This window comes from Frankia canadensis, assembly GCF_900197875.1.
GTDB classification, from domain to species: Bacteria; Actinomycetota; Actinomycetes; order Frankiales; family Frankiaceae; genus Frankia; species Frankia canadensis.
The window spans coordinates 1-24,377 of sequence record NZ_FZMO01000561.1 but is presented as its reverse complement, the minus strand read 5'-3'; the positions used below and the strand labels follow the sequence as shown (position 1 = coordinate 24,377).

Genomic DNA, 24,377 nt, shown 5'->3' with positions numbered 1-24,377 from the left:
CCGCTGGGGCTCGGACCCCACCACCTTCGCCACCACCCCCGGACCCGCACCGCAACCCGCACGCTGCGCTGCCGGCGCCGAGGCCCCGCACGCGTCTCGCTGATCGCCGATCCGACGCGGCCCGCGGAACAATGTCGCGATCGGTCCGCTGCCGGGTGTCGAGAACGGGGCGCCGGCACCGTCCCAGGGGTACAGGCGGCCAGGACGGGCCGCCCGCGACCAGGAGGAGACACCATGAAGTACCTGCTGCTCAAGCACTACCGCGGCGGGCCGACGCCGGTCGTCGACTACCCGCCCCTGCAGGAGTGGGCGCCGGCGGAGGTCGACGCGCACCTGCAGTACATGAACGACTTCGCCGACCGGCTGCGCGAGACCGGCGAGTACGTCGACAGTCAGGCCCTCGCGCCGGGCGGGGCGTTCGTCCGCTACGACGGCGAGGGCCGCCCGCCGGTGACCGACGGGCCGTTCGCCGAGACGAAGGACCTCATCGCCGGCTGGATGATCATCGACGTCGAGTCGTGGGAGCGTGCCGTCGCACTCGCCGGGGAGCTTTCGGCCGCACCCGGGGTCGGCGGCCGAGCGATCCACGAGTGGCTGGAGGTCCGCCCGTTCCTCACCGGCGCCTCCTCGTCGGACGTCTGCGCCTGAGCCGGTGACGGGGCCGGGGACGGTGGGTGAGGTGGACGCGTCGCTGGTGCGGGAGCTGGTGCCCGCGGTGATCGGCGTCCTCGTCCGGCGCGGCGCCGACTTCGACGCCGCCGAGGACGCGGTGCAGGAGGCGCTGATCCGGGCGTTGGCATCCTGGCCGCACGATCCGCCGCGCGACCCGTTGGGATGGCTCGTCACCGCCGCGTGGCGCCGCCACCTCGACGCCACCCGGGCGCAGGCGTCGCGGCGCGGGCGGGAACTCGCCGTCGACGCCGAACCCGCCCCCGGCCCCACCCCGGCCACCGACGACACACTGGCGCTGTACTTCCTGTGCGCGCATCCCAGCCTGGCGCCGGCGTCGGCGGTCGCGTTGACGCTGCGCGCGGTGGGTGGGCTGACCACCCGGCAGATCGCGGCGGCCCACCTGGTGCCCGAGGCGACGATGGCGCAGCGGATCAGCCGGGCCAAGCGGCGCCTGGCCGGTCAGCGCCTCGACGCGCCCGGCGATCTCGCCACCGTGCTGCGGGTGCTCTACCTGGTGTTCAACGAGGGTTACGGCGGCGACGTGGACCTCGCCGCCGAGGCGATCCGCCTGGCCCGCCAGCTCGTCGCGCTGACCGGCGGCGAACCCGAGGTGGCGGGGCTGCTCGCGCTCATGCTCTGCCACCACGCGCGCCGGTCGTCACGCGTCGACGCGGACGGGCGCCTGGTGCCCCTCGCCGAGCAGGACCGCTCCCGCTGGGACACCCACCTGATCGCCGAGGGGGTGGCCGTCCTGCAGGGCGCGCTGGCCCGCGACCGGCTGGGCGAGTACCAGGCCCAGGCCGCGATCGCCGCCCTGCACGCCGACGCGGCGTGCGCCGCCGAGACCGACTGGGTGCAGATCGTCGAGTGGTACGACGAACTGCTCCGCCTCACCGGCGACAGCCCCGTGGTCCGGCTCAACCGCGCCGTCGCGCTCGGCGAGGCCGACGGCCCCCAGGCGGGGCTGGCAGCGCTGGCCACCGTGCCCGCCGACCTGCCGCGACGCGCCGCGGCCGCCGCCCACCTGCACGAACGCGCCGGCGACCTGTCCCGCGCCGCCGACCTGTACGCCGAGGCCGCCGCCGCGGCCACCAGCGTCCCCGAACGCGATCACCTCACCCGCCAGGCCGCCCGCGCCCGCCACCAGCTCCGCCGCTGAGCCGGTGGGTCAGGTCAGGAGCTTGTGCGGCGCCGGCCGACGGGGCGCGCGTCGGAGGACTCCCACGGCGTGTGCACCTCGCCGGGCACGCCCTGGAAGCCGTCGGGAAGGAACTCGGTGACGTCCCAGGTCGCCGCGAGCCGCCCGAACCCGACGCTGATCGCGCATGCGAATGCGCGACATCAGACCACCCCTGCTCCGCCTGCGACTGTCGGGGCCTTCTCACTGCCGGCACAACCGGCTCATCGCCCTGCGGCTGCCGCCGCGGTCACGTCAGCGGCCCGCGGGCTCGCCGGCGAGGAACTGCCCGACCGCCGTGGCGAACTGCGGTGCCGCGGGCGCCGTCCCATGATCGCCGGGCACCTCGACCAGCGTCGCCTCGGGCAGCGCGTCGACCAGCTCGGCGGCCGACGCCGCGCGCGGGTCGTCCCGCCCGACCACCACCAGCGTGGGAACCTCCACCCCGCCGACCCGCTCGGTCGCCGTCGCGACGAGCGAATTCAGCACATGCACGGTCGCGACCGGGTCCAGCCCGCTGGCCCGCGCCCACCGCTCGGACCGTTCCTGCTCGGAGCCCGGCGCGCCCGTCCCCCACCCGGCGATCATCCTCCGCAGCTGGGCGCCCGCACCTGTGGCGACGCCGCCGTTCACCTCGCGCAGGCCCTGACCGCCGACGAACGCCCGCGCGGGCGTGGCCCCGCGGACCATCATCTGGACCACGATCCGGCCGCCGAGCGAATACCCGCCCAGGTCGTAGTCGACCAATCCCAGGTGTTCGACGAAAGCGAGGGCGTCGTCGGTCAGCACGTCGGGCGGGTAGGCGGCGGCGTCCTGCGGCTTCGCGCTCAGCCCGTGCCCGCGAAGGTCCGGCATCAACACCCGATGGCCGAGGCCGGCGAACACCTCGGCCAACCCGTGACGCTCCCACATCGTCGACGCGACGGCGACACCGTGCAGCAGCACCAGCGGCCGTCCCTCGCCCATCACCCGGTAAGCCAGCCGCGTCCCATCCCAGCCGGGAAAGAACGCCACGGTGGAAGGCGCCATGCGCCCGAGCATAGGTCGGCGGGAGGACGCGGCTCAGCCCAGCACGACGACGCGCGCCCGCCGCCCCAACGCGACCAGCGCGGCGACCAGCGGAGCGTCGAGCGGACAGGCCTCGTCACCGACATCCGCGCGTTCTTCCGCTCCCTGCGCTGACAGACGCCGGCCGCGGCGAGGGGTCAGCTGGCCCAGGTGGGGACGAGTTGGCCCAGGCGGGCGGGGTCGGTGCGGCTGCGGATCGCGGTGATGGTGCCGTCGGTGATCGTGAAGGCCATCACCGTGATCGGCCGGCCGTCGACGGTGACGAGGACGCCGGGCAGGCCGCCGACCAGAGCCGGGCGCACCACGGCGTCCGGGCGGGCGAACATCGCAGCCCGGGCGGCGACCCTCGCCGCGCCGCCCACGACGACGCTGCCCTCGGGGCTGTGGGCGTGCAGCTCGACGTCGGGGGCGAGCACCCCCAGCAGCCCGTCGACATCACCCTGCCCGGCCGCCGCGAAGAACGCCCGCACCACCTCGCGGGCCGCGCCATGGACATCGGCCGGCGGCGGCGTGCCTGCGCGCAGCCGGCGACGGGCACGGCTGGCCAGCATCTTCGCCGCGGCGGTACTGCGGCCGAGGATCGCCGCGATCGCGTCGAAGGGCACGCCGAAAACATCGTGCAGGACGAAGGCCACCCGTTCCGCCGGGGTGAGCGCGTCCATGACGACATACAGCGCGAGCCCGACCGACTCGGCCAGCACCGCCTCCTGCTCCGGGTCGAGGCGACCGTCCACCGCCGGCTCCCGGGCGAACGCGCCGACGTCGAGTTCCAACGGCTGCTCACCCCGCGTCCCGCGCCGGCGCAGCAGGTCCAGGCAGATCCGGCCGGTCACCGTGGTCAGCCAGCCGCGCAGATCCTCGATGCCGTCGTCGCCGGTGCGGGCCAGGCGCAGCCATGCCTCCTGGACGGCGTCGTCGGCGTCGGTGTGCGACCCGAGCACGCGAACGGCGATCGCGTGCAGGTAGGGCCGCTGCCCCTCGAAGGCGGCGGCGAGCTGGTCCTGACTGGTCACGGGCTCTCCCGGGTCGACGACGCTGTCGCTACCAGGACGCGCCACACGACCGTGAGGTAACACCCGCGCCGCCGGTATGGCACGGCCGGCGTTACCTTCCGCCGCGCCCGGACGTCGTAGTGCCGTCCACCCCACCAGGCACCGGCTCCGGCCTCACCCCGAGCCCGGGCCTGGCCCTGGGATCGCACCGTCGCATCGTGGAGACGTCATGGCCTCGCGCATGTCCAACCCCACCATCCTCGTACCCGAACTCGCCCAGGTGGCGGGCGCCCTGAACAGGGCCGCCGGCAACGGCGCCATGCCGCGCACGGCGATGGGCCTGGCCGCCCTGCGCGCCGGGCAGATCCTCACCAGCACCTACCTGACGATCCGGGCCGCCACCGGGCTGCGCGCCGCCGGCGAATCCGAGGTGCGGATCGCCGCGGTGGCGACGTGGCGCGACGCGCCGTGTTTCAGCGACGCCGAGCGGGCGGCCCTCGCCCTGGCCGAGGCGGTGTTCGGCGCGACCGGCCCCGGCGAACGCGTCCCCGACGCGCTCTACGCCGAGGCGAGCCGCCACTTCGACGACAGGACCCTGGCCACCCTGATGATCGGCCTCGGCCAGGTCGCCTTCTGGTCCGCCGTCGCCCTCATCGGCAAGCCGGTCCCCGGCGCCCCCGACGCCGAGACCTGGACCACCTGACCCTCACACCACGCAGCCGCCAGGCGCCTGCGGGCCCACGCCTTCCTGTCACCCCCAGGGCGCGATGAGCGAGGACGACCTCGCCGCCGAGCACATCGACAGCGTCCACTGGTGGCAGCCGCGCGAGCTCGCCGACTACCGCGGCAGCGACCTGTTCGCCCCCGCGACCTCGCCACCCTGCTGACAACTACTCCTGACCGACGAAATTGCGGGCCGACCGGTGACGCCGAGCCTGTGCCTACCCTGGCAGGACGCCGGCGGGAAGCGGGGTCGGGAAGGCGCCGAGGAGCTGGCGGTCGGGGCGGATGACGACGAGGCGGTGCTCACCGCGGCGGTGCGAGATCCGCAGCAGCGTGCCGTCGAGGTCCTCGACGACGTTGCAGGTCGAGCGGATCTCCCCCGCCGCGCCGGGGTGGGTGACGGTGAGCAGGGTGGCGCCGCGGCCGCGTGCCCACGCGCGGACCGCGGGCGGCAGGCCGTGGGCGGGGTCGACGCCGAGGCCGAGCAGCGCCCAGGACGGGCCGAGCAGGTCCTCGAGGCGGCCGCGGGTGCCGTCGGCGGTGCGCACGGCGGGGTTCGGCAGGACCGTGCCGGCCCACCGTCCGCTCTCGCGCCGCGGACGCGCCACCGCCTGCAGACGGTGCCAGGCGGCGCCGGAGCCCGGCAGGCTGGTGCGGCCGGGTAGGTGCGCGAGGGTGCGCAGCGCTGTGCGCGTGAGTGCCACCTGGGTGGGGCTGGTGGCCTGGATGAGCCTGCCGGCGCGCACGGCGCGGCTGGTGGTCGCCGCCACCTCGGGTCGGCGTTCGCGCTCGTAGTCGTCGAGGCTCGCCCCGGCGGCGAGTCCCGCGAGGACCTCGGTCAGCCGCCAGGCGAGCGCCGCCGCGTCCCTGATGCCGGCGTTGAGGCCCTGCCCGGTGAACGGCGGCATGGTGTGCGCGGCGTCGCCGGCGAGCAGCACCCGGCCGACCCGCCACCGGTGGGCCATGCGGGCGTGGAAGGTATAGACGGCCTGCCGGTCGATCGTGACCGTGTCCGGGTCGATCCACGAGGCGAGAAGCCGGGCGGCGGACTGCGGGCGGCTCATCTCCTCGGTCTCCTCGCCCGGCAGGAGCATCCACTCCCACCGGTGACCGCCGGGCACGGGCATGGTCACCGCCGGGCGTTCCGGGTCGAGGACGAAGGCCAGGTCGGACGGCACGGGCAGCGGCCGCGTGGACCGCACGTCGACGACGAGCCACCGCTTCGCGAAGGTGGTCCCGTCGTAGCCGACACCGAGCAGGGAGCGCACGGTGCTGGTCGTGCCGTCGCAGCCGATGACCCAGCGGGCCGCGACGGCGCCGCCGTCATCGAGGTCCACGCTCACCCCGTCGGCGTCCTGGCGCAGCCCGCGCACCGCGGCGCCGAGCCGGACCCGCACGCTCGGCATCGTCGCGATCCCCGCGCGCAGGGCCTGCTCGACCGATGGCTGGTAGACGAACGCGCCGACCGGCACGCCGAACTCGCCCGATTGTCCCTGGCGTGCGGTGAGCAGCGGGCGCCGGTCCGGTCCCAGGTAGGTCGCTCCCGTCGAGGGGAGCACGTCGTCGAGCAGGCCGGCCATGCCCGGCAGCCGCAGGAGCAGGCGCAGGACCCGCGCTTCCAGGCCGGCGGCGCGGGGCAGGGGGTAGGGCTCGGTGGCCGGGTCCACGACCAGCACCGACACGCCTCGTTCGCCGAGCAGTGCGGCCAGCACCGCTCCCACCGGCCCGTAGCCGACGACCAGCACATCGGCCTTCAGCGCTGGGCCGGGCCCACCTGACTGTTCCGCTCGGCTCGCGGGTATGCCGCCAGGCGCTGCCTGGGATGGTGCTTGCGCGGGCCACGGTGCGTCCGGCGGTGCCGAGCGTGGCCGGGGCACCGGCGCGGGCAGGGTGCGACGGGCCTCGCCCGGGGTTGCAGCGCTCACCGCGCGCGCTCCCTCCCGCTCCATCGCGACGATCTGCCACCCCAGCAGAACCAAGAGTAGAAGCCTCATCACTGTGTGCACTCGATGGGAGCGTGGTCCCGCTGTCGTCCGCGCGAGGGCGGCCAGGGAGAAGACTCCGGACCGTGGGGGGCGATGGTGCCGGGGGCGCTCAGCGCGAGCACCGCGTAGGTGGCGACGCCGACGAGGGAGGTGCCAGCTCAGCTCTGCGGGGCGAGTGGTTTGTGCCAGACGAGCAGGTAGCGCCAGAACAGCAGCCGTCGCACCCGCGCGCCGGGCAGGACGGCGGCCGCCTCACGGGCGGCCTCCTGGGTGGTCAGCGGCGGATCCATCACCACGGGCATACCCGTGTGCGCGTGATGCTGCTTCGGGAACCCGCCGGTACGTCCCCGCCGCCTTCGCACGAGGAACACCACGCCCAGCACCCGATGCGCGACCGCCGCGGCGAGCTCCACGGGCAGCTCCCGGCGCAGGTCCCTGCGCGGCAGCACGACGGCGGCGAGGACACCCCCGGGCCGCAGCGCCGCCGCGAGCGGGGGAAGCACGTCTCGCAGCGGCATGTGGTGCAGGGCGCTGATCGAGACGATCGCGTCGTACTCCTTGCCTGGCAGCGGGTCGACCAGCACGTCCGCGAGCACACAGCGCACGGTCGGTGCAGTGGTGCGCCTGGCCTGCTCGATCATCACCGGGGACCGGTCGACGGCGTCGACCTGCCCGACCTGCTCGGCGAGTACGGTCGCGAACGCACCCGCCCCGGCGCCGACGTCGAGGACCCGCCGGCACGGCCGCGGCAGCTGGCGCAGCAGCAGCCGGTGGTAGTAGGCGTTGTGATCCCAGTCGAGCACGATCCGTACACTATCGCCCGCCGGCGCCGGCGCGTGGTCGGCCGGCCGCCCCCAAAACGCCACGAGAGTGCGGACGGTGATGTCATCCTGACACGATGGAGTCCGTGTGGCGGCTGGTGATGGCCCTGGCCTGGGATGCCTATCGCGCGGGGAGCCTGCCGGTCGGCGCGGTCGTGCTCGACGGGGACGGCGTCATGGTCGGGCGAGGACGCAGCACCCGGCATGAGGACCTCGCCGTGCCCGGCCAGCTCAGCAACTCGAGGATCGCGCACGCGGAGATCAACGCGCTCGCGCAGCTCCCCTGCCGCGGCGTCTCGTTCGGGGACCACACCCTCGTCACCAACGTCGAACCCTGCTGCCTGTGCATGGGCGCCGCGCTGCAGACCGGCGTCGGCACGCTCCACTACGGCTGGCGGGACCCCTACGCCGGCGCGGCGACGTCCATGACCGTACGCAATCCCCAGGTCAGCCGCCGCGGCCTCACCGTCGTCGAACCCGCCGACGAGACGGTGGAGGCGGTCACCGGTCTGCTGGCGACCTGCCACTACTTCTATCGACGTCCCGGCCGTGGCGCGGCCGGCGTCGCCTGGCGTGACGAGCGCCCCGACCTCGTCACGACCGCCGCACGCCCCTCGGTGGCCGCCGCGATCGACCGGGCCGTCGCCCGCGAGGCCGACATCGACACCCTGATCGACGAACTGCGACCCCTCCTCGGGCTCGCAAGCATGGACTCGTGACCGTGACTGCTGACAGGTGAGTCCCGGGCGCGGTGTCCCTGCACCTGCGCCGGTCGCCCCCTGCTTCACCCGTCGGACGGGCAGTAGCACGGTCGCGCCACCTTGCGGTTACCGCGTTGCGGTGGCCAGTGCCGCGCGGATGGCGTCCTCGCCGACCGGCTGGCCCTTCTCGTTCGAGAACGGCCCGTACGGGGTCCCCCACACCGGCGTGCCCGTCGCCTGCCGCCAGCTGTCGGCCAGTGCTCCCGCGTCCACCACGCTGTACCCCAGGGACTCGATGAATTCGGTCACCGCCGCCTTCGCCGTCGCGGAGTCCCCGGCGATCGGCAGGTACGAGCGGTCGGCCGCCCCCGCCGGTCGGGCGAGTGACAGCAGGTGCTTGAAGAAGATGTTGTTGAACGCTTTCACGAGCATGGCGTCCGGGATGTACCGGAGCAGCAGCTCGCTCGAGGTGAGCGACTTGCTGTCGAGCTCGGGGATGTGCCCGTCACGTTCGGGGCCGTAGTTGCACGTGTCGATGACCGTCTTCCCTGCCAGTGGCGCGGCGGGCACGTAGGGGAAGGCCTTGACCGGCACCGTGACCACGACGATGTCACCGCCCGCCGCGGCCTCCCCGCTCGTCGCCGCGTACGCCCGCGGCCCCAGTTCCGCGGCCGTGTCCGCGAGCGTTTCGGGACCGCGCGAGTTGCTGAGCACGACCTGGTGCCCGGCCTCGACGGCGAGCCGCGCGATGGCGCTGCCGAGGGCGCCGCTTCCGATGAATCCCACAGTCGTCATATTCTTAGCATTCCTCCAGAAGAGTCGAACCCTTGCCGCCTGCCGGACTCGATGCGATTCGGATCCCTGCCATCAGCTGGCGGAGAAGTAGTGGCCGTTGTCCAGATCGGCGAGCAGGCCGGGCTGAGCCGGCTCCCAGCCGAGGGTCCGGCGGGTGATGAGGTTGGACGCCGGGTAGCTCTGCGTGACGATTTTCGCGAGGAACCCAAAGTATCCCGGCACCATCAGTACGTCCGCGGGAACGCTCACGACGGGCAGGCCCAGACGGCTTCCCATGGCCTCGGCGATTTCGCGGAACGGGATGCCCCGTCCCCAACCGCGTGCCAGTATTTGCCGGCCGGTCCCTTCTCCAGCGCCAGGCGGAACAAGGAGGCGACATCGCGGACGTGCACGGCGTTCCACAGGTTCGCGCCGTCTCCGGGGTAGCCGACGAAACCTTGACTGCTCGGCCCCGCGGGCTCAGCCGGCAAACTCGTGGACGCCGAGGGCGAAGTTCCAGTGGCCAACCCCGTTGCCGGCGAGGCCCACCGTGACCACGCCCACTCCTTCCAGCCAGTGCGCCATTTTCAGGCCGCCGACGTCCAGCGGGCGCAGCCCGAGGCTTTCGACGAATGCCGCCACGCCCGCCTTGGCCTGCGCACTGTCGCCAGCGATGAAGACGTTGGGCCGGCCCTTCTCCAGGACATCACGAAAGATGGTGTTGAACGCCTTCACCACGCTGGCGCTGGCCGGGGCCACCGTGGCGACCTCCTGCGCGATCGAGGTCTCCTTGCTGTGGGCCAGTCCGTCGAACGTGGCGTTGAAGGGGTTGCTGATGTCGACGATGACCTTGCCGGCGAGGGCGTCTCCGTACTCGGTGACGACCGGAACGACACCGTCGTACAACAGGGCCGTGATGACGATGTCCCCGGCCGGGACGGCGCCCCACCTGCCCGTCGTCGCGCCGCCGCCCAGAGCCTTGGCCAGGTCATAGGCCTTGGACTGAACGCGTCCCATCACCTCGACGGTGTTGCCGCCCGCCACCGCGAGCGCGCCGATGGTACGGGCCATGTTCCCCGTACCGATGAGGGTGATGCTGCTCATGAGGTGGCTCTCTTCCTGTTCTCGAGGTGTCGCCCTGTCTCGTTCGTGCCGGATTGTTCAGATGGCGGTGGTGCCGCCGTCGGTGACCAGTTCCAGGCCGTTGACGTAGCTGGAGTCGTCGGAGGCGAGGAACAGGGCGACGGTGGCGATTTCTTCGGGGCGGCCCATCTTTCGGCGGGGGATGAGGGACTCGAATGCGGCCCTGGTTGCCTCGTCGAACAGCTCTTCTTGTTTGGCGGTGGCCACCTGGCCGGGGGTCAGGACGTTGACCCGGATCCTGCGGTCGCGTAGTTCGTTGAGCCAGACGCGGGCCCAGGCCTGCTGGACGGCTTTGCTTCCCGCGTAGAGGCTCCAGCCGGGGAAGGCGCCGAGGGAGGCGTTGGATCCGGTCATGAAGATCGAGCCGTTGTCGTTGATCAGCGGCAGTGCCTTCTGCACGGTGAACAGGGTGCCGCGCGCGTTGAGCCAGAAGGCGCGGTGGAACTGATCCTCGGTGATCTCGCCGAGCGCGGCGGGTTCGCCCATCCCGGCGCTGGCCCACAGCACGTCGATCGAGCCCTTTTCCCGCTTGACGGTGTCGTACAAGCGGTCCAGGTCGTCCAGTTCGGCCGCGTCACCCTGGACGGCGGTGACGTTGTGGCCGATCAGCCTGACGGCGTCGTCCAGTGCTTCCTGCCGCCGGGCCTGGATGAAGACGTGCGCTCCTTCCTCGACGAACAGTCTGGCGCCGGCCAGTGCCATGCCGGTGGATCCGCCGGTGATCACCGCTACCTTGCCATCGAGCTTTCCCACGATCACTCCGTTGAATTGATGGGTATTCGAAAAAGGTCCCGCATCCCGGGATGGCTGGACAGAACGCGACGCCCACACCGTTGTTGTTGACGGTGGTCTCGTCGACGCCCTTGAATGACGCAGGGAGCCGCGCTCAATTCCACGGTGCCACTGGCCCGAATGGGTGTCCAAGACCTCTTTCAGCCGTTGCGATACCCTGAAGGCATCGCCGGACCGGGAGGTTCCATGGATCTGGATCTGGATCTGCGCAAGGTGCGCTACTTCGTCGCCCTCGCCGACACGTTGCACTTCGGCCGTGCCGCCGATGAGCTGCACATCGCGCAGCCGGTGCTCAGTCGGCAGATCCGTGCGCTGGAACAGGATCTCGGCACTGCGCTGTTCACCAGGGACAGCCACGGCGTGGCGCTGACCGACGCCGGGGGGCAGTTGCTGACCGACGCCGGCCCGCTGCTGGCCTCCGCGCACGCGGTCCGCCGCCGGGTGACCGTGGCCGCACGCGGCAGCCAGCGGCTGATGGTCGGCTTCCGGGCCGGCATCCCGGTCATCCCCGCGGCGCGGGCCTTCGAGGCCCGGCACCCGGACGTGGTCGTGGACGTGCAGCGGATCGAAGGGGACGACCAGGCCACGATGCTGCTCGACGGCCGCATCGACGTCGGCTATGTACGGCTGCCCATCGACGAGACCGGCCTGCGCGTCACCCCGCTGTACACCGAGCCGCGGGTGGCGGTGCTCCCTGCCGGCCACCGGTTGGCCCGCAAGGAGGAGGTCACCGAGGCCGACCTGGCCGGCGAGCCGCTGGTCTGGCATGGCGACACGAGCACGCAGCCCACCAGGCGCCCGCACCCCAACGCCGGGTACCTGGTGCGCGGGGTGGACGAGACGCTCGAGCATGTCGCGGCCGGCCGGGGCATCTCGTTCCTGGCTCGTTCGGCGGCCGTGTTCTACTCACATCCGGACATCAGCTACGTGCCCGTCCCGGATCTGGCGCCCGACCAGGTGTGCCTCGCGATGGCGGCATCGCGTACCTCGCCGGTGGTCGACGACTTCTTCGCCGCGGCTCAGGAGACGGCCGAGATCACGGCAGAATGTGGGAACCATGAAATGTGGCAGCTTGGCAGCGGTGCCGGTTAAAAGCACGGTTGAGGGCTGTGTATCCCGGTTTGGGTTGGCTTTTCTCACTGGATCCTGCGTGCGCCGGGGTCGCGCCCCTGAGTGACGTGATGGGCACGCCGGTTCGGCCGGGTTGGCGCGGTGAGGTCCGTGTCAGGTCACGGTCATGCGCGGATCGTCAAGGAGGTTGCGGTCGCCGTCGATGCCGTGAGCCAGTGCTGTCGCGACATCGTCGTGGGGGGTGCCCAGCCGGATCGCGCTGACCTCGTCCAGGAGCTGGTACTGCTTTGTGCTGAGCTCAACACCGAGGGCCTCGAGGTAGCCCCGCAGGTGGGCTGGGGTGCGGGGACCCACGATGGGGATCATCGGGGTCAGGGCGCGGGCGGCGCGATGGCGCAGCCAGGCAAGCGAGACCTGGACCGGCCCTGTCTGGTCCTCCCGGGCGATGGCGAGGACGGCGTCGAGGACAGCTGCGCGCCGCGGGTCCTCGCTGTCGACATCCCTGACGGTGAGGCGGCCGGGCTCGCCCTGACGGTACTTCCCGGTCAGGAACCCTCCCGCGAGCGGGGAGTACAGGACGACGCCCAGGCCGTGGGCCTGGGCCATCGGGAGGAGCTCACGTTCAGCGGAGCGTTCGGCGAGGCTGTACTCGGTCTGGATGCCGACCAGCGGTGTATGCCCGCTCAGTTCAGCCCTGGTCACCGCCCCCGCGATTCGCCAGGCCGGGAAGTTCGACAGTCCGCCATAGCGGATCTTGCCGGTCTGGATCAGGTCCTGGAGACCGGCCAGGATCTCCGCCATCGGGGTGACGCCATCGGGGAAGTGCGGCATGAAGACGTCCACGTAGTCGGTCTTCAGCCGCCGCAGGCTCTCCTCCAGCGACCGAATCATGATCTTGCGGCTGTTGCCAGTGGTGCCGGGCGGGATGTCGGTCTGCCTGCTTCCGCTGTACTTGGTGATCACGACGAAGTCGTCACGCTCGCGGCCCAGGAGCTCACCCAGGACGGTCTCCGCCTCGCCGTTCTGATAGATGTTCGAGGCATCGAAGGTGGTGCCGCCAGCGGCGACGAACATCTCGAAGATCGCCCTGGATCCCTCCAGGCCGGCCGCGGTGGCGGCCGAGCCGAAGTTGGCTGTACCGAGCACATACTCCGAGACCCGTAGGCCGGTGTGCCTTCCGAATGCCTGGTAGCGCACGAAGCTCTCCTGTGGGCGCGGGCCGTTGGTACAGTCGGGGACTGTACCAACTAAAACGAATGGTCGTTCTCTATGCCCCGGGTGAGTCAGGACCATCTCGACGCGCGACGCCAGCAGATCATCGACGCCGCGCGCGCCCGCTTCGCCACCCACGGCTTCGCCGGGACCTCCATGCCCGATGTCGCCGAGGCCTCCGGGCTCTCCATCGGGGCGATCTACCGCTACTTCAAGGGGAAGGACGAGATCGTCGCGGCCATCTGCGAGCAGACAGGCCAGGGTGCCCCAGCCGACCTCACCGCCGACTCCATCCACGACTTCGTGCAGCACATCCGCGCCATGGCAAGGGAGCAGGGGCACGCCCGACTGGTCGCCCAGATCTACGCCGAGGCCGCCGTCTCCCCTGCGCTCGCCGCCCTCGTCGACAAACAGCTCGAAGACCTCCGCAACGTGATCGCCGCCCTCGTCCCCAACACCCAGCGACCGCGCGCCGACCAGATCGCCGAAGCCTTCGTGGCGCTCTGCGGTGGCTACAGCCAGCAACTCGCTGTACGCGGCGACCTCGACCCGGCCCCCTTCATCGCGGCGCTGACGGCGATCGTCGACCCGTAACGAGGTCGACGCGTGGCGGGCCGAGACCTGGGCGAAGGTACGAGGCCAGCGGCGGCGACCGGGGCGTGGATCCTCTTCGAGGGACGTCTCGGCACGGGCAGACAATCTGGGCTCATGACCATTCCTGCGGCGGTACGTGATGCCGTGGACGTCTACCTGCGGTCGGTCGACGCCGTGATTCCCGGTCTCGTGGAAGGCTTCTACGTGATCGGGTCGGCAGCCCTGGGCGATTTCCGTCCTGGGACGAGCGACATCGATTTTGTCGCGGTCACCGCCATGCCCCCGGCCGACAGCCAGGTCGCAGCGCTGGGCCGCGTCCACGGCCGGCTGTCCCGCCGGCTGCTCCTCGATGGGATCTACACCACGTGGCTCGACCTCGCCCGCGATCCCGGACAGGCATCTCCGGGATCGCACGCCCATGGCCGACGACTGCATCCGCGCTGCGACCACCAACGCCACCCGGTCACCTGGCACAGCCTTGCCCGCCACGGTGCCGCGGTCCGCGGCCCCGAGCCGGCCGAGATCGATATCGCGACCGACCCGGCCGGACTCGCCCACTGGGCGCGCGGCAACCTCGACGGCTACTGGCGGCAGTGGTGGCAGCGAAGCGCCCGCCTACCCACGCCCGCCGGCCTGGCCTGCCTCACCTCGCAGGGCCCGGCCTGGTGCGTGCTCGGCGTCAGCCGCCTGCACCACACACTCATCACCGGAAAGATCATCTCCAAGACGGCGGCCGGAGAACACGCGCGGGCCACCTTCGAGCCGCGGTGGCATCGCATCCTCGACGAATGCCTACGCATCCGGCGTGGCGATCACCAGCGGTCCCTCTACCGCGACCCGTTCAGCCGACGGGCCGAGGCGCTGGCCTTCACCGACATGGTCATCAGGGACGCACTGTGATGTGTGATGAGCGGCTACGGGCCAGCTTGGCTCGAGCTGCGATGTCTGGTCGTCCCGGGGAAGCAGGAGCGGGGTGGTCAGGATGAGCAGACCCGCGACGGTGAGAGCGGTGCGTGGGCTGGTGACGTCGGCGAGCAGCCCGCCGAGCGCGGTGAGGATGGCGATGGACGCCTGCTGGCCGATGGACCAGGCCGACAGGGTGCGGGCGACGAGATGCTTCGGGGTGTGTTCGAGCCGGTAGGTGGCGAGCACCGGGGTGTACAGGCTCATGTTGATGATGATCGCCAGCTCGACGGCTATGACGGTGACGAGGCCGACGACGCCCGGCCGGACGAAGGCCAGGCCGATCAGCCAGAGGGCGCGCAAGGTGCCGACCACCCGGAAGACCCCGTGCTGGCCGTAGCGGGCCACGACACGGCGGGCCAGCCGGGAGCCGATGAGTCCGCCGACGCAGGGAGCGGCGAAGGCCAGGCCGTACTGCCAGGGTGGGAACCCGAGCTGGCGAAGAAGGAGCACGGCCAGCAGCGGCTCGGTGGCCATGATCAGACCGCCGACCAGCAGGTTGTTGACGTAGAGCGCCCGCAGACCAGAATCGCCCAGGATGTGTCGCCAGCCGTCAAGCAATGCGCGCCTCTGGACGGGGCTTTTGTCAGGTGCTCGCGGCGCGTCTTCTCGGTCTCGGCCGCGGATCGCGGCGATGCCCAGCGCCGAGAACAGGTAGCTCAGCGCGTCGGCGACCACGGTGGTGACGGGACCGAACAGGCCGATCGCGGCCCCGCCCAGCGGCGGTCCGATCGCGATGGAACTCCAGTTCGTGGACTCGAACCGCGCGTTGGCCACGAGCAGGTCAACCGGCCGGACAATGGCCTTGAGGTAGGCGCCGCTGGCCGCATTGAAGGCGATCCTGGCTGCGGCGACGACGGACGAGATCGCGAGCAGGTGCACGAAACTGAGCCAACCGAAGGCGTAGGCGAGCGGGACCGTCGCCATGACCGCGAACCGGATCAGGTCCATTGTGATCATGACCCGGCGCTTGCGCCGAAACTCCACCCACGGCGCGAGTGGCACCGCGATCAGCGCCCCCACCGCGGGTCCCACCGCGGACAGCGCGGACACCTGCGCGGGGCTGGCATGCAACGCCAGCACGGCGATCAGTGGGAATGCCCCGAACCCCAGCCCGGACCCATAGGCGCTGACCGCATACGCCGCCCACAGCCAGCCGAACCGCCGACCCAACGGCCTCCTGCCCACCCTGCTCACCGCGCCCCTTGATGTCCCATCTGAACAAACCGACGTTGACCAGTGAGAGCAAAGCGATCATAAGGACAGCAGGTCAAACAACTGCCCTGCCAGGAGTCAACAACCAGCAGTTGTTCACTAAGGTGGGTTGGCGTGGATCTCGAAGCCGTACGTACCTTCGTCGCCGTCGCCGAAGCGGGCCAGTTCCAGAAAGCCGCCGCCGACCTGTCGATCACCCAGCAGGCTGTCTCCAAGCGCATCGCCTCGCTGGAGCGCACCCTCGGCGGACGGCTGTTCACCCGTACCGCGCGCGGCGCTGAGCTCACCATCGACGGGCAGGCGTTCCTGCCCCACGCGGGCGAACTGCTGCGCGTCGCCGAGCGCGCGGTCGCCGCCGTACGCCCCGGTCGCCGTCCGCTACGCGTCGATGTGATCGCCTCACGCGTCGCGGCATCGGGCCTGATGCGCGGATTCCACCGCGCCTACCCCGAGATCGAACTCGACGTGGTGATGCTGTTCGACATCGAGACGGCCGTCGCCGCCATCCGGTCCGGCGCGATCGACGCGTCCTTTCGCGCCGTCGCCGTGCCTGGCCGGCCCCTGCCCGAGGACATCGAGTCCATCCGGGTGCTCGACGAGCCGCTCCAGCTCCTCACCGGCCCCGCGCATACGCTGGCGGGCGCCCGGTCGGTGACCATCGCTGCGCTTGCCGGGCATCGGATCTGGATGCCCGGCGTCGTCCCCGGCAGCGAGTGGGCCGCCTACTACGACGACCTCGCCACCGAGTTCGGCCTCACCATCGAGGCGACCGGCCCCAACTTCGGCTCCGACGCGCTCCTCGACACCATCGCCGACACCCCGGCGCTGGCCACCTTCATGGGCGAGCACACCCGCCTCGTCTGGCCCGCCGGCCACGGCCTGCGCCGCATCCCGGTAACCGAACCGGTGCCCGTCTACCCGCACTCGCTCCTCTGGCACCGCGACAACCCCCACCCGGCGCTGGCCACCCTCCGCGCCCACCTCGCCGCCACGACGGCTGGTCATCACGCCGCCGGGACCTGGGAACCAAGCTGGGTGATTCCGCGCTGAACGCAGCCGCGCCCACGATCACGTGGCCGCATCGGCGGATGGTGACTCGGGGGCGTCGCCATCCTCGACGGGCACCCGGTAGTACGCCCTACCTCGGTGCCCGGAAGCCGCCGATCCTCTGCTCGAGCAGTTCGGCCAGCCGCAGCGGGGTGCGGTCCTCGAACATCGGACCGATGAGCTGCACTCCCACCGGCAGGCCGCCCGGGGACAGGCCCGCCGGTATGACGGTGGCGGGCAGGCCGGGCATGGTGGCCAGACCAGCCCAGACGAGCTGGTCGAAATACGGGTACTCGACGCCGTCGATGTCGATCCGGCGTTCCAACAGATCGGGGTTGTGGTCGTGCGGGAACGCGGGAGTCGGCGTGATCGGGCACAGCACGGCGTCGAACTCGGCGAAGAGCTGCCGCCACCCGTGACGGTGGAGCTCCCGGCGGTTGTTCGCCTCGATCCAGTCGCGGTGGCTGAGCACCATCCCGCGCAGCCGCGCCGCGTCGAGACTCTGGTCGTGCGCGCTCAGTGCGTCGGCACGGGTCCGCAGCCGCTCGTAGGCGTCGACGGGAAAACGCGCAACGGAGCCCGAGAACAGCAGCCGCGTGTAGAGCGTCGCGGCTTCGGCCAGGTCGGGCAGCAGCGCAGTGTGCCGTTCGACGCGGGCGCCGCCCTCGACAAGCGCGTCGGCCACCCGGTTCACGCCCGCCCGCACGGCGGACCCGGTCGGGAGGAGCGGATGCTCGTCGAGGACCAGGACCCGGAAGTCACCGAGCCGCTCGTGGCGGGCGGGCGGCAGCGTCACGTCGTGCGCCTTGCCGAGCGTCAGCGGGTCCGGTCCTGCCATGACGTCGAGCAGGAGCGTGAGGTCGCGGGCGGTGCGCGCCATCGGGCCGACGACGGCGAGGTCGAGGTCGACCGGCAGTGCCGGCATGGTTGGCGGGACCATGCCGCGGTTCGCCGCCAGTCCGAGTGTCGGCTTGTGCGCGTAGACGCCGCAGAAATGCGCGGGGGTGCGCAGCGAGCCGGCGAGGTCGGAGCCAACGGACAGCGCGCCGAATCCAGCCGCCAGGGCCGCCGCCGATCCGCCGGAGGATCCGCCCGACGTGCGAGCGTGATCCCACGGGTTGTTGGTGGTGCCGTAGATCTCGTTGAAGCTCTGGATATCCTGCAGCCCCAAGGGCACATTGGTCTTGCCCAGCACCACCGCGCCCGCGGCGCGGAGCCGCGACACCTGTACCGCGTCCTCGGCCGGCACATAGTCCCGGTACTGCGGCATGCCCCAGGTCGTGGGCAGCCCGGCGATGTTGTAGGACTCCTTGACCGTCACCACAACACCGAGCAGCGGCCGATCCTCGCCGCGGGTGCGCGCCGTGTCGGCATCGCGCGCGGCGGCCCGCGCGCGGTCGAAGTCCGGCACGCAGATCGCGTTGATCACCCTGTCGTCCCGCTCGATGCGGGTGATCGCATCGTCGGTCAGTTCCGCCGAGGTCACGTCACCGGCGCGCAAGGCAGCCACGAGACCTTCGGCCGACTGAAAGGTCCATTCCATGAAATCGACCGTATCGGCCCCTGGAAGAGGCCATAAAACGCCGATGTGCACAACAGGACAGGTGAGCACCACGACCGGTCCGCGGCTGACGCGCTGACGGGTCGAGTTCGCCCCCCTGAAGGAGTTCTTGACGACTCCAGGGCTGTTGTCGATCTCCTCGGACAGGCCCGTCGGCTAGGCCGTGTGTGTAGTTGTGATCTTCGGGGCCGGCTTCGCGAGAACGCCTCCCCCAGGCCCCCACGCTCGCCCACGTCATGTCCGCTCGGGCGTCACGTCTGCCCGCGAGTTCCAGGGCTCCCGCGAGGTCTGCGGTCACCGATGGTTCGGCAGGTTTCCTGGGTGTGCGTGGGAGCGGGTGCTCCTGTGTCCTTATCGGGGGATGAATCGGACACCGAACCCGGTAGAAGGACACATGTTCCCCCCAGCCCCGCACTCCCCGGCCGATCCCTCACCCACCGCGACCGCCACCCCGAAACGGTCATGATCGACATCGGGGTCGGCGGTTTACCGTAAGCGGCATATCGGGCGGACTTCCCACGGGTGGGAAGAACCTGCGCGGGACAGCGGCCCCGTGTCGCAAATTCGACGCGGCGTGTCCGATTCGCCCAGATTATGCGACACGCGTGGCCGCGATCATGCCAGAACGCGGCCATCACCGGCACCGCGACGACACCATCGAAGATCACGACTCCACACACGACCTAGCGGGCCTGGAATGTCGTTGCCGCGGCGGGGGTAAGGCTTCACCTCGACTCGGAGGTCAAGGCTGTGAGGCGGTCCTGACCGGGAAATCTCCGGTCGCCGGAGGGTCAGGCGGCGGCGGGTTCGTCGTGCGGGAGCAGCTTTGGTGCGAGCCGCACGTAGGCGACCATGCCGAGCACTTCGACGAGGGTCTGGGTCACCACGACGACGGCGGCGACGGCGAACCGGTCGGGCAGGGCGAGTGCGAGCGGGAGCACGACGAGGGAGTTGCGGGCCGCGCCGGTGAACAGCACCGCCCGCCCGCCGGGCACGTCGAGGCGGAACAGCCGGGCCACGGCCCGTCCGGCGAAGGCCATGACGGCCAGGAACAGCACGTAGAACGGGACGACGGCGGCGACGTCGCCGAGGTGCCCGTGCAGTTTGGGGAGCTGCGAGGCGACCACGACGACGAGCACGGCGGCCATCAGCGGGACCATCGCCGTGCTGACCGCGTCCGACGCCTGCTGTCCGGCGGGTCGGCGGGTGGCCCAGGCCTGGGTGGTCCAGGCCAGGGCCAGCGGGACCACGATCAGAAAGAGGAACGCCTGGACGAACGGTCCGATGTCGACGACGTGGGCGAGTGCCGAGCCGAGGAACACGAACAGGAACACCGGCAGGGCCAGCATCTGCACGACAAGCAGCAGCGGGGTCGCGGCGAGCAGGCGGCGGCCGCTGCCGCCGGCGAGGCCGGTGAACACGATGACCCAGTCGACGCAGGGGCACAGCAGGACCAGCAGCACGCCGAGGCGGACGGCCTGGTCGCCGGGCAGGAAGCTGAACATCGCGGCGACCACGCCCGGCACGACGACGAAGTTCACCACGAGCGCGGCGGTCAGGAATCGTCTGTCACGCAGCGAACCGACCAGCTCGGCGGCGGGGACCTGCAGGAACGTCACGTACAGCAACGCACCCAACACCGGGTTGACCGCGTCCTCGAGGCTCGGCCCGAGTCCCGGGGCCGCGAGACCGACGAGCGCGCCGACGGCCAGGGCGACGAGGTACACCGCGACCTGACGGCGATCCATCCACCCGACGAAGGTCTCTCGCGCAGCCGGGTCATCCGCGTCGTGGGGCACCGTCCGGCTCCTCCACGCGTCCGCCCACCCGGTATGTCCCGCCATCCTCGCAGCTCCTCGGCATCGCACCGCCGAGGCAGGTCACGGTGCGGTGCGGCTCACCGTGGGGTCGTGCGTGCGGAGTCCCGATGCTCGCAGGGTGCGGGCATGCCCAGATCGACCGGTCCGGGATCGGTTCGGCAGGCCGCACGGCGGCGACGGCGGACCATGACGGCCAGGGCGAACGCGGCCACCGCCACCACGGCCAGCGCGGGAATCCAGACGGCGGCAACCGTCGCCGCGGCAGCGACCGCGGCGAGGACCGCGAGCAGCGGGCCAGCGCAGCACACGGCGCATGCCGCGACCGCGGCAACAGCGGCGCCGATCGTCGACCACGGACCAGACCTGCCCGTCGAGGAGCTCATGCCGTCGCCGCGAACAGGTCGGCCAGCAGGACGGCAGCGCTCTGGGGCGCGCGGACGGTCAGGACCAGAGCGTTAGCGGCGAGCTCAAAACCGAAGGCGAAGAACGCGCAGCAGTCCTGCTCAGCCGCGGCAAGCGCGGCGAGCCGTCCGGCGAGGCCGGGTCCGGACGGGAACGTCAGGCGCAGCCCGTCGGCGATCTCCTCCCGGCTGACCGCCTGCCCGAGTAGCTCGCGCCACTGGCCGGCGCACTCGGCCTGCTCGTCCCCGTGCAGGGTGCAGGCCACCGGCGCGTCACGCCCCGCCTGCTCGTCGGCGGCGGGTCGGACCGGGGACAGCGTCAGCGGCACCGGGCCGGCGTCTGACGGGCCGGCCGTGGTCAGGCAGCCGCAGTCCGGACCGCAGCCACCCGCGGGCGCCGCCAGCCCGAGTTCGGTGTGGAACGCGGCCAGGCGGGCGGAGAACGCCGACAGCTCGGCCGCCCGCCGGTCGGCGTCGGCGATCCGGGCGGCGACCAGCGGGCGCAGCCGTTCCCGGACCGCCGCGCGGACAGAAGCCCGGCGGTCTCGTAGAACCGCAGCGTGCTCGCGGGCACACCGACGCGATCCGCCAGCTGCGAAATCCGGTAGGAAGCCATGCCCGGCACCGTAAACCTTCGACCCGACTAGAAGGTCAAGGCCGAACCGCGCTGCAGGGTCAGTCGCCGAGGACCAGGCGACTGGCCATGTCGAGCTTCACCTCGCCGTACGGGGCGACAGCGCGTGGGGCAGGTCGGCGAGCACCAGGTTGTGAACGGTGTGGCTGAAACCAGGTGTTCACCGGTCGACAAAACCGGGTTCCTACTCCTGGATAAGGAGCCACGGGTCGAAGGTGGCGCGGGAGCCGTCCATCGTGAGAACCAGCGAGTACTGCTGGTAACCGGTCGTTCCGCGGGCCTCGACCCGGCCCTCCCAGTAGTCGCCGTCCGGCGTGCTGACCAGCTTCGGCACGCAGGTGCCGTCGTTGATGATCTGGCCGGTGAACTCGGCGATCTCCACGTCGTTCGACGGCGACACGGGCACGACGTTCCAGGCGACAAGCTGCCCGTCACGACAGGCGGTGCTCAGCCCCTCCTGGCCCTCGCCGCTGGAGCCGAAGTGCTTGTTCGTGTCGACGAGGTACACATTGTCGCCCAGCGAGCCGGCGAGCGCACCCTCGACGTCGACGACAACGAGAACATTGACCGTCTTCATGGTTCCTCCGCGCAGTGTGGGAATGTGAACGGAACGCCGCTCGCGCGAAAATGATGAATCGTTTGTTTCGCGCCCCGGCTCCTTCCAGAGGGAAGGTTAGCACGATGGTGCCAGACGTCGAAGGAAGTTCTCCGTATCGGGTTGACCGGCGTACGGGAACGGCCCCACGGCATTCGAGGACCGGTAACGGGATGTAAAGAGGCGGGGCGAGGGAACCGGGACTCGTGAAAGCCGCGCCGCGCGCCGATGCTGGTCAGCGGATATTGACAAGCCGGACGACGACGCCTTCGACGGAATCCCGGGCCTCTCGACGGCTCCCTCCCTCACCCTCGGTCACGCCGCGCCCGGCGGCCGAGGCGAAGTGACCGGACATGCGGGAGGTAGGGCCAGGGAGGAGCCGATTTTTGAGTTCTTTTCTTGATGTTGCTGCTGTCGATCAGATGTGCGAGGTGCTGGCTGGCCGACGTTGGCCGAGGCAGCCGCCGCCACCGGCCTGACCTGAGCCCTGGGTCTGCTGGGCATCCGGCGCGCGGTGGGTGCCCCCGGCCGTCAGGGGACATCGCTCCAGAAGTTGGGCTAGGCGCGGGTGGGAAGGTGGATCGCGAGGATGGCGATGTCGTCCTGGGGTGGGCCGCCCGTGTGCGCGAGGACGGCGGTCTCGATGGTGGCGGTGAGAGCCTCCGCGCTCGGGGCGTCGGTGGTGGTGAGGAGCGCGCGGAGGCGGTCGTCGCCGAACTGGTCGTGGCCGCGGCGGGCCTCGGTGACGCCGTCGGTGTAGAGCAGGAGGGTGTCGCCTGGTCGGATTCGCAGCCGGGTCGTGGTGAGCTCGGGATCCTCGAAGACCCCGAGGACGAGGCCGTGCGCCCCGACCGTGGTCACGGTGCGGTCTCGGCGGCGGAGCAGAACCGGGGTGTGGCCGGCGGAGCAGACCGTCACGGTGCGGCCTCGCCGGTTTTCGTGAACGGCGAGATAGGCGGCGGTGAGGAACCGTTCGCTGTCTGGGTGCTGGGTGAGCAGGGCGGTGTTGAGCTGGTTCAGGATGGCGGCCGGGTCGTGGGTGTGGCTGGCGGCGGCGCGGATGGTGTAGTGCGCGAGGGCGGTGACTTTCGCGGCTTCGACGCCTTTGCCCGCGACGTCGCCGAGGACGATTCCGAGGCTGGTTCGACCGGTGTGGAAGACGTCGTAGAAGTCGCCGAGGACCTCGGCTCCCTCGCCGGCGGGGCGGTAGCGGGCCGACACCTGAAGCCCGGGGAGGCTGGGGATCTCCGGGGGAAGAAGGCTTTCCTGAAGGGTGCGGGCGAGCGCGGTCGCGGTGGCGGCCGTGTATCTCAGGGAGATCTCACCGGAGACGGCCTGGGCCAGGGTCTGCAGGAGGACATGGTCGCGCTGCGTCCATGATCGCGGCCGGGTGTCGGCGGCGCCGAAGGCGCCGACGATCTGGCCGTTCGGATGGTGGACGGGGAAGGCAGCCCAGGCGACGAGGCCGGCGGTGCGGACGAGGAAGTCGTCCTGAGCGCGGCTGTCGCGGGTCGCGTCGGACATCACGACTGGCTGCCCCGTGTTGATCATCTCGCGGAAGAGGCTGCCCTCGAGCGGGGTCTGGCGTCCCGTCGGGGCCTTCGCGACCGCGCCGGCGTAGGACTTCCAGTAACAGCGGGTGCCGTTGATCAGCGTGACGAACGCGACCGGGGCGTCGAGAATCGTCGCGGCCAGGCGGGTGAGCCGGTCGAACGGCTCCTCCGACTCGATGCCGAGCAGACCTGCGCTGTCGATGGCCTCGAACCGGTTCAGGGCGGCGACCCGCTCCAGCGGCGCTGTGCCAGGACGCCGCGAGGCCGAGGATCCCTCCACTCATGCAGGGTAGTCGCTCGAGCCGGGACGCGGCGGCCCATTGCGTTCGTGCTCGTCAGGGGCTATACAAGGAGTTAGCACTCAGTAGGGTCGAGTGCTAACCAGTGGCGTGAAGGGTGCCTTGGCCGCAGCCTGGAGCATCCACTTCGTCGCGGACGCTGCCGGCGCGGCCAGCACTCCTCCACACGGACATGAGCCTCAGGAGGAAGCACCCGTATGCCGAAGATGATCGCCTTCGACGAGGAGGCTCGGCGCGGCCTGGAGCGCGGCATGAACCAGCTGGCCGATGCGGTCAAGGTCACGCTCGGCCCCAAGGGTCGCAACGTCGTTCTGGAGAAGAAGTGGGGCGTCCCCACGATCACCAACGACGGTGTCTCCATCGCCAAGGAGATCGAGCTCGAGGACCCGTACGAGAAGATCGGCGCGGAGCTCGTCAAGGAAGTCGCGAAGAAGACCAACGACGTCGCGGGTGACGGCACCACCACCGCGACGATCCTGGCCCAGGCCCTGGTACGCGAGGGTCTGCGTAACGTGGCCGCCGGTGCGAACCCGCTGGGCCTGAAGAAGGGCATCGAGGTCGCGG

At 71.2% G+C, this 24,377-nt stretch carries 26 protein-coding genes; 9 read left to right on the top strand and 17 right to left on the bottom strand.

Annotation, left to right across the window (positions count from 1 at the left end; genetic code table 11):
* Positions 1 to 234: 234 nt before the first annotated feature.
* The gene (locus C1A33_RS32920) at positions 235 to 648 is read left to right on the top strand and encodes a YciI family protein (RefSeq protein WP_101836372.1); all 414 of its coding nucleotides are present in this window, start codon (positions 235 to 237) and stop codon (positions 646 to 648) included.
* Between the two features lie 31 nt (positions 649 to 679).
* A complete protein-coding gene (locus C1A33_RS32915) occupies positions 680 to 1,831 on the top strand; it encodes an RNA polymerase sigma factor (RefSeq protein WP_101836378.1) in 1,152 nt (383 codons plus the stop codon).
* Between the two features lie 273 nt (positions 1,832 to 2,104).
* Here C1A33_RS32915 and C1A33_RS32910 read toward each other — a convergent pair whose 3' ends face one another.
* Together C1A33_RS32910 and C1A33_RS32905 are read right to left on the bottom strand one after the other, a co-directional pair.
* Positions 2,105 to 2,878 carry an alpha/beta fold hydrolase gene (locus tag C1A33_RS32910; RefSeq protein WP_207770605.1) on the bottom strand — a complete coding sequence of 258 codons (774 nt, stop codon included), beginning with the start codon at positions 2,876 to 2,878 and terminating at the stop codon, positions 2,105 to 2,107.
* A gap of 176 nt (positions 2,879 to 3,054) precedes the next feature.
* Complete coding sequence (locus C1A33_RS32905; RefSeq protein WP_101836371.1) at positions 3,055 to 3,930, bottom strand: sigma-70 family RNA polymerase sigma factor; 876 nt, start codon at positions 3,928 to 3,930, stop codon at positions 3,055 to 3,057.
* 208 nt (positions 3,931 to 4,138) lie between these two features.
* Here C1A33_RS32905 and C1A33_RS32900 point away from each other — a divergent pair, with 208 nt between their 5' ends.
* The gene (locus C1A33_RS32900; RefSeq protein WP_101836370.1) at positions 4,139 to 4,612 is read left to right on the top strand and encodes a carboxymuconolactone decarboxylase family protein; all 474 of its coding nucleotides are present in this window, start codon (positions 4,139 to 4,141) and stop codon (positions 4,610 to 4,612) included.
* 238 nt (positions 4,613 to 4,850) lie between these two features.
* Here C1A33_RS32900 and C1A33_RS32895 read toward each other — a convergent pair whose 3' ends face one another.
* Together C1A33_RS32895 and C1A33_RS32890 are read right to left on the bottom strand one after the other, a co-directional pair.
* Positions 4,851 to 6,611, bottom strand: a complete 1,761-nt coding sequence (locus C1A33_RS32895; RefSeq protein ID WP_207770604.1) for a bifunctional 3-(3-hydroxy-phenyl)propionate/3-hydroxycinnamic acid hydroxylase — start codon at positions 6,609 to 6,611, stop codon at positions 4,851 to 4,853.
* A 164-nt stretch (positions 6,612 to 6,775) separates the two neighbouring features.
* A complete protein-coding gene (locus tag C1A33_RS32890) occupies positions 6,776 to 7,420 on the bottom strand; it encodes a class I SAM-dependent methyltransferase (RefSeq protein WP_101836368.1) in 645 nt (214 codons plus the stop codon).
* A 95-nt stretch (positions 7,421 to 7,515) separates the two neighbouring features.
* Here C1A33_RS32890 and C1A33_RS32885 point away from each other — a divergent pair, with 95 nt between their 5' ends.
* On the top strand, positions 7,516 to 8,157 hold the full coding sequence (locus C1A33_RS32885; RefSeq protein WP_101836367.1) for a nucleoside deaminase: 642 nt from the start codon (positions 7,516 to 7,518) through the stop codon (positions 8,155 to 8,157).
* Between the two features lie 108 nt (positions 8,158 to 8,265).
* Here the strand turns inward: C1A33_RS32885 and C1A33_RS32880 are convergent, their stop codons facing one another.
* From C1A33_RS32880 to C1A33_RS32865, 4 genes are all read right to left on the bottom strand, one after another.
* Positions 8,266 to 8,934 (bottom strand): NADPH-dependent F420 reductase, encoded by a 669-nt coding sequence (locus C1A33_RS32880; protein ID WP_207770603.1) that lies wholly within the window; start codon positions 8,932 to 8,934, stop codon positions 8,266 to 8,268.
* 72 nt (positions 8,935 to 9,006) lie between these two features.
* Entirely contained in the window at positions 9,007 to 9,210 is a 204-nt protein-coding gene (locus tag C1A33_RS38485) for a hypothetical protein (protein WP_243408173.1), read from the bottom strand.
* 183 nt (positions 9,211 to 9,393) lie between these two features.
* Positions 9,394 to 10,017, bottom strand: a complete 624-nt coding sequence (locus C1A33_RS32870) for an NADPH-dependent F420 reductase (RefSeq protein WP_101836365.1) — start codon at positions 10,015 to 10,017, stop codon at positions 9,394 to 9,396.
* 57 nt (positions 10,018 to 10,074) lie between these two features.
* On the bottom strand, positions 10,075 to 10,887 hold the full coding sequence (locus C1A33_RS32865; RefSeq protein ID WP_243408172.1) for an SDR family NAD(P)-dependent oxidoreductase: 813 nt from the start codon (positions 10,885 to 10,887) through the stop codon (positions 10,075 to 10,077).
* 147 nt (positions 10,888 to 11,034) lie between these two features.
* Here C1A33_RS32865 and C1A33_RS32860 point away from each other — a divergent pair, with 147 nt between their 5' ends.
* On the top strand, positions 11,035 to 11,940 hold the full coding sequence (locus tag C1A33_RS32860) for a LysR family transcriptional regulator (protein ID WP_243408171.1): 906 nt from the start codon (positions 11,035 to 11,037) through the stop codon (positions 11,938 to 11,940).
* 132 nt (positions 11,941 to 12,072) lie between these two features.
* Here C1A33_RS32860 and C1A33_RS32855 read toward each other — a convergent pair whose 3' ends face one another.
* Positions 12,073 to 13,116: an aldo/keto reductase gene (locus C1A33_RS32855; RefSeq protein ID WP_101836364.1), complete on the bottom strand. Its 1,044-nt coding sequence runs from the start codon at positions 13,114 to 13,116 to the stop codon at positions 12,073 to 12,075.
* A gap of 72 nt (positions 13,117 to 13,188) precedes the next feature.
* Between C1A33_RS32855 and C1A33_RS32850 the strand changes: the two genes are divergently transcribed.
* On the top strand, positions 13,189 to 13,725 hold the full coding sequence (locus tag C1A33_RS32850; protein WP_101836363.1) for a TetR/AcrR family transcriptional regulator: 537 nt from the start codon (positions 13,189 to 13,191) through the stop codon (positions 13,723 to 13,725).
* Positions 13,726 to 13,839: 114 nt separating this feature from the next.
* Positions 13,840 to 14,625, top strand: coding sequence for an aminoglycoside adenylyltransferase domain-containing protein (locus C1A33_RS32845; protein ID WP_101836362.1), 786 nt, complete (start codon positions 13,840 to 13,842; stop codon positions 14,623 to 14,625).
* Here the strand turns inward: C1A33_RS32845 and C1A33_RS32840 are convergent.
* Positions 14,518 to 15,885, bottom strand: a complete 1,368-nt coding sequence (locus C1A33_RS32840) for an MFS transporter (protein ID WP_243408170.1) — start codon at positions 15,883 to 15,885, stop codon at positions 14,518 to 14,520. The two genes, C1A33_RS32845 and C1A33_RS32840, sit on opposite strands and share 108 nt — an antisense overlap.
* Before the next feature lie 132 nt (positions 15,886 to 16,017).
* On the opposite strand from C1A33_RS32840, the gene C1A33_RS32835 reads away from it, so the two are divergent.
* On the top strand, positions 16,018 to 16,953 hold the full coding sequence (locus C1A33_RS32835; protein ID WP_101836360.1) for a LysR family transcriptional regulator: 936 nt from the start codon (positions 16,018 to 16,020) through the stop codon (positions 16,951 to 16,953).
* An 88-nt stretch (positions 16,954 to 17,041) separates the two neighbouring features.
* Here the strand turns inward: C1A33_RS32835 and C1A33_RS32830 are convergent, their stop codons facing one another.
* The 7 genes from C1A33_RS32830 to C1A33_RS32805 all read right to left on the bottom strand — a co-directional run bounded on the left by C1A33_RS32830 (position 17,042) and on the right by C1A33_RS32805 (position 23,794).
* Complete coding sequence (locus tag C1A33_RS32830) at positions 17,042 to 18,565, bottom strand: amidase (RefSeq protein WP_243408169.1); 1,524 nt, start codon at positions 18,563 to 18,565, stop codon at positions 17,042 to 17,044.
* 737 nt (positions 18,566 to 19,302) lie between these two features.
* Complete coding sequence (locus tag C1A33_RS32825; protein ID WP_243408168.1) at positions 19,303 to 20,310, bottom strand: arsenic resistance protein; 1,008 nt, start codon at positions 20,308 to 20,310, stop codon at positions 19,303 to 19,305.
* A 98-nt stretch (positions 20,311 to 20,408) separates the two neighbouring features.
* On the bottom strand, positions 20,409 to 20,714 hold the full coding sequence (locus tag C1A33_RS32820; RefSeq protein ID WP_207770602.1) for a hypothetical protein: 306 nt from the start codon (positions 20,712 to 20,714) through the stop codon (positions 20,409 to 20,411).
* A complete protein-coding gene (locus C1A33_RS37265) occupies positions 20,711 to 21,061 on the bottom strand; it encodes a hypothetical protein (protein WP_243408167.1) in 351 nt (116 codons plus the stop codon). The genes C1A33_RS32820 and C1A33_RS37265 overlap by 4 nt, the downstream gene beginning before the upstream one ends.
* Before the next feature lie 29 nt (positions 21,062 to 21,090).
* Positions 21,091 to 21,348 carry a MerR family transcriptional regulator gene (locus tag C1A33_RS37260; RefSeq protein ID WP_243408166.1) on the bottom strand — a complete coding sequence of 86 codons (258 nt, stop codon included), beginning with the start codon at positions 21,346 to 21,348 and terminating at the stop codon, positions 21,091 to 21,093.
* Positions 21,349 to 21,550: 202 nt separating this feature from the next.
* A complete protein-coding gene (gene makC / locus C1A33_RS32810; RefSeq protein WP_101836357.1) occupies positions 21,551 to 21,943 on the bottom strand; it encodes an alpha-pore-forming tripartite toxin MakABE regulator in 393 nt (130 codons plus the stop codon).
* A gap of 576 nt (positions 21,944 to 22,519) precedes the next feature.
* Positions 22,520 to 23,794, bottom strand: coding sequence for a GAF domain-containing SpoIIE family protein phosphatase (locus C1A33_RS32805; RefSeq protein ID WP_243408165.1), 1,275 nt, complete (start codon positions 23,792 to 23,794; stop codon positions 22,520 to 22,522).
* 216 nt (positions 23,795 to 24,010) lie between these two features.
* Here C1A33_RS32805 and C1A33_RS32800 point away from each other — a divergent pair.
* A partial coding sequence (locus tag C1A33_RS32800) for a TCP-1/cpn60 chaperonin family protein (protein ID WP_279354743.1) occupies positions 24,011 to 24,377 on the top strand: 367 nt, incomplete at its 3' end.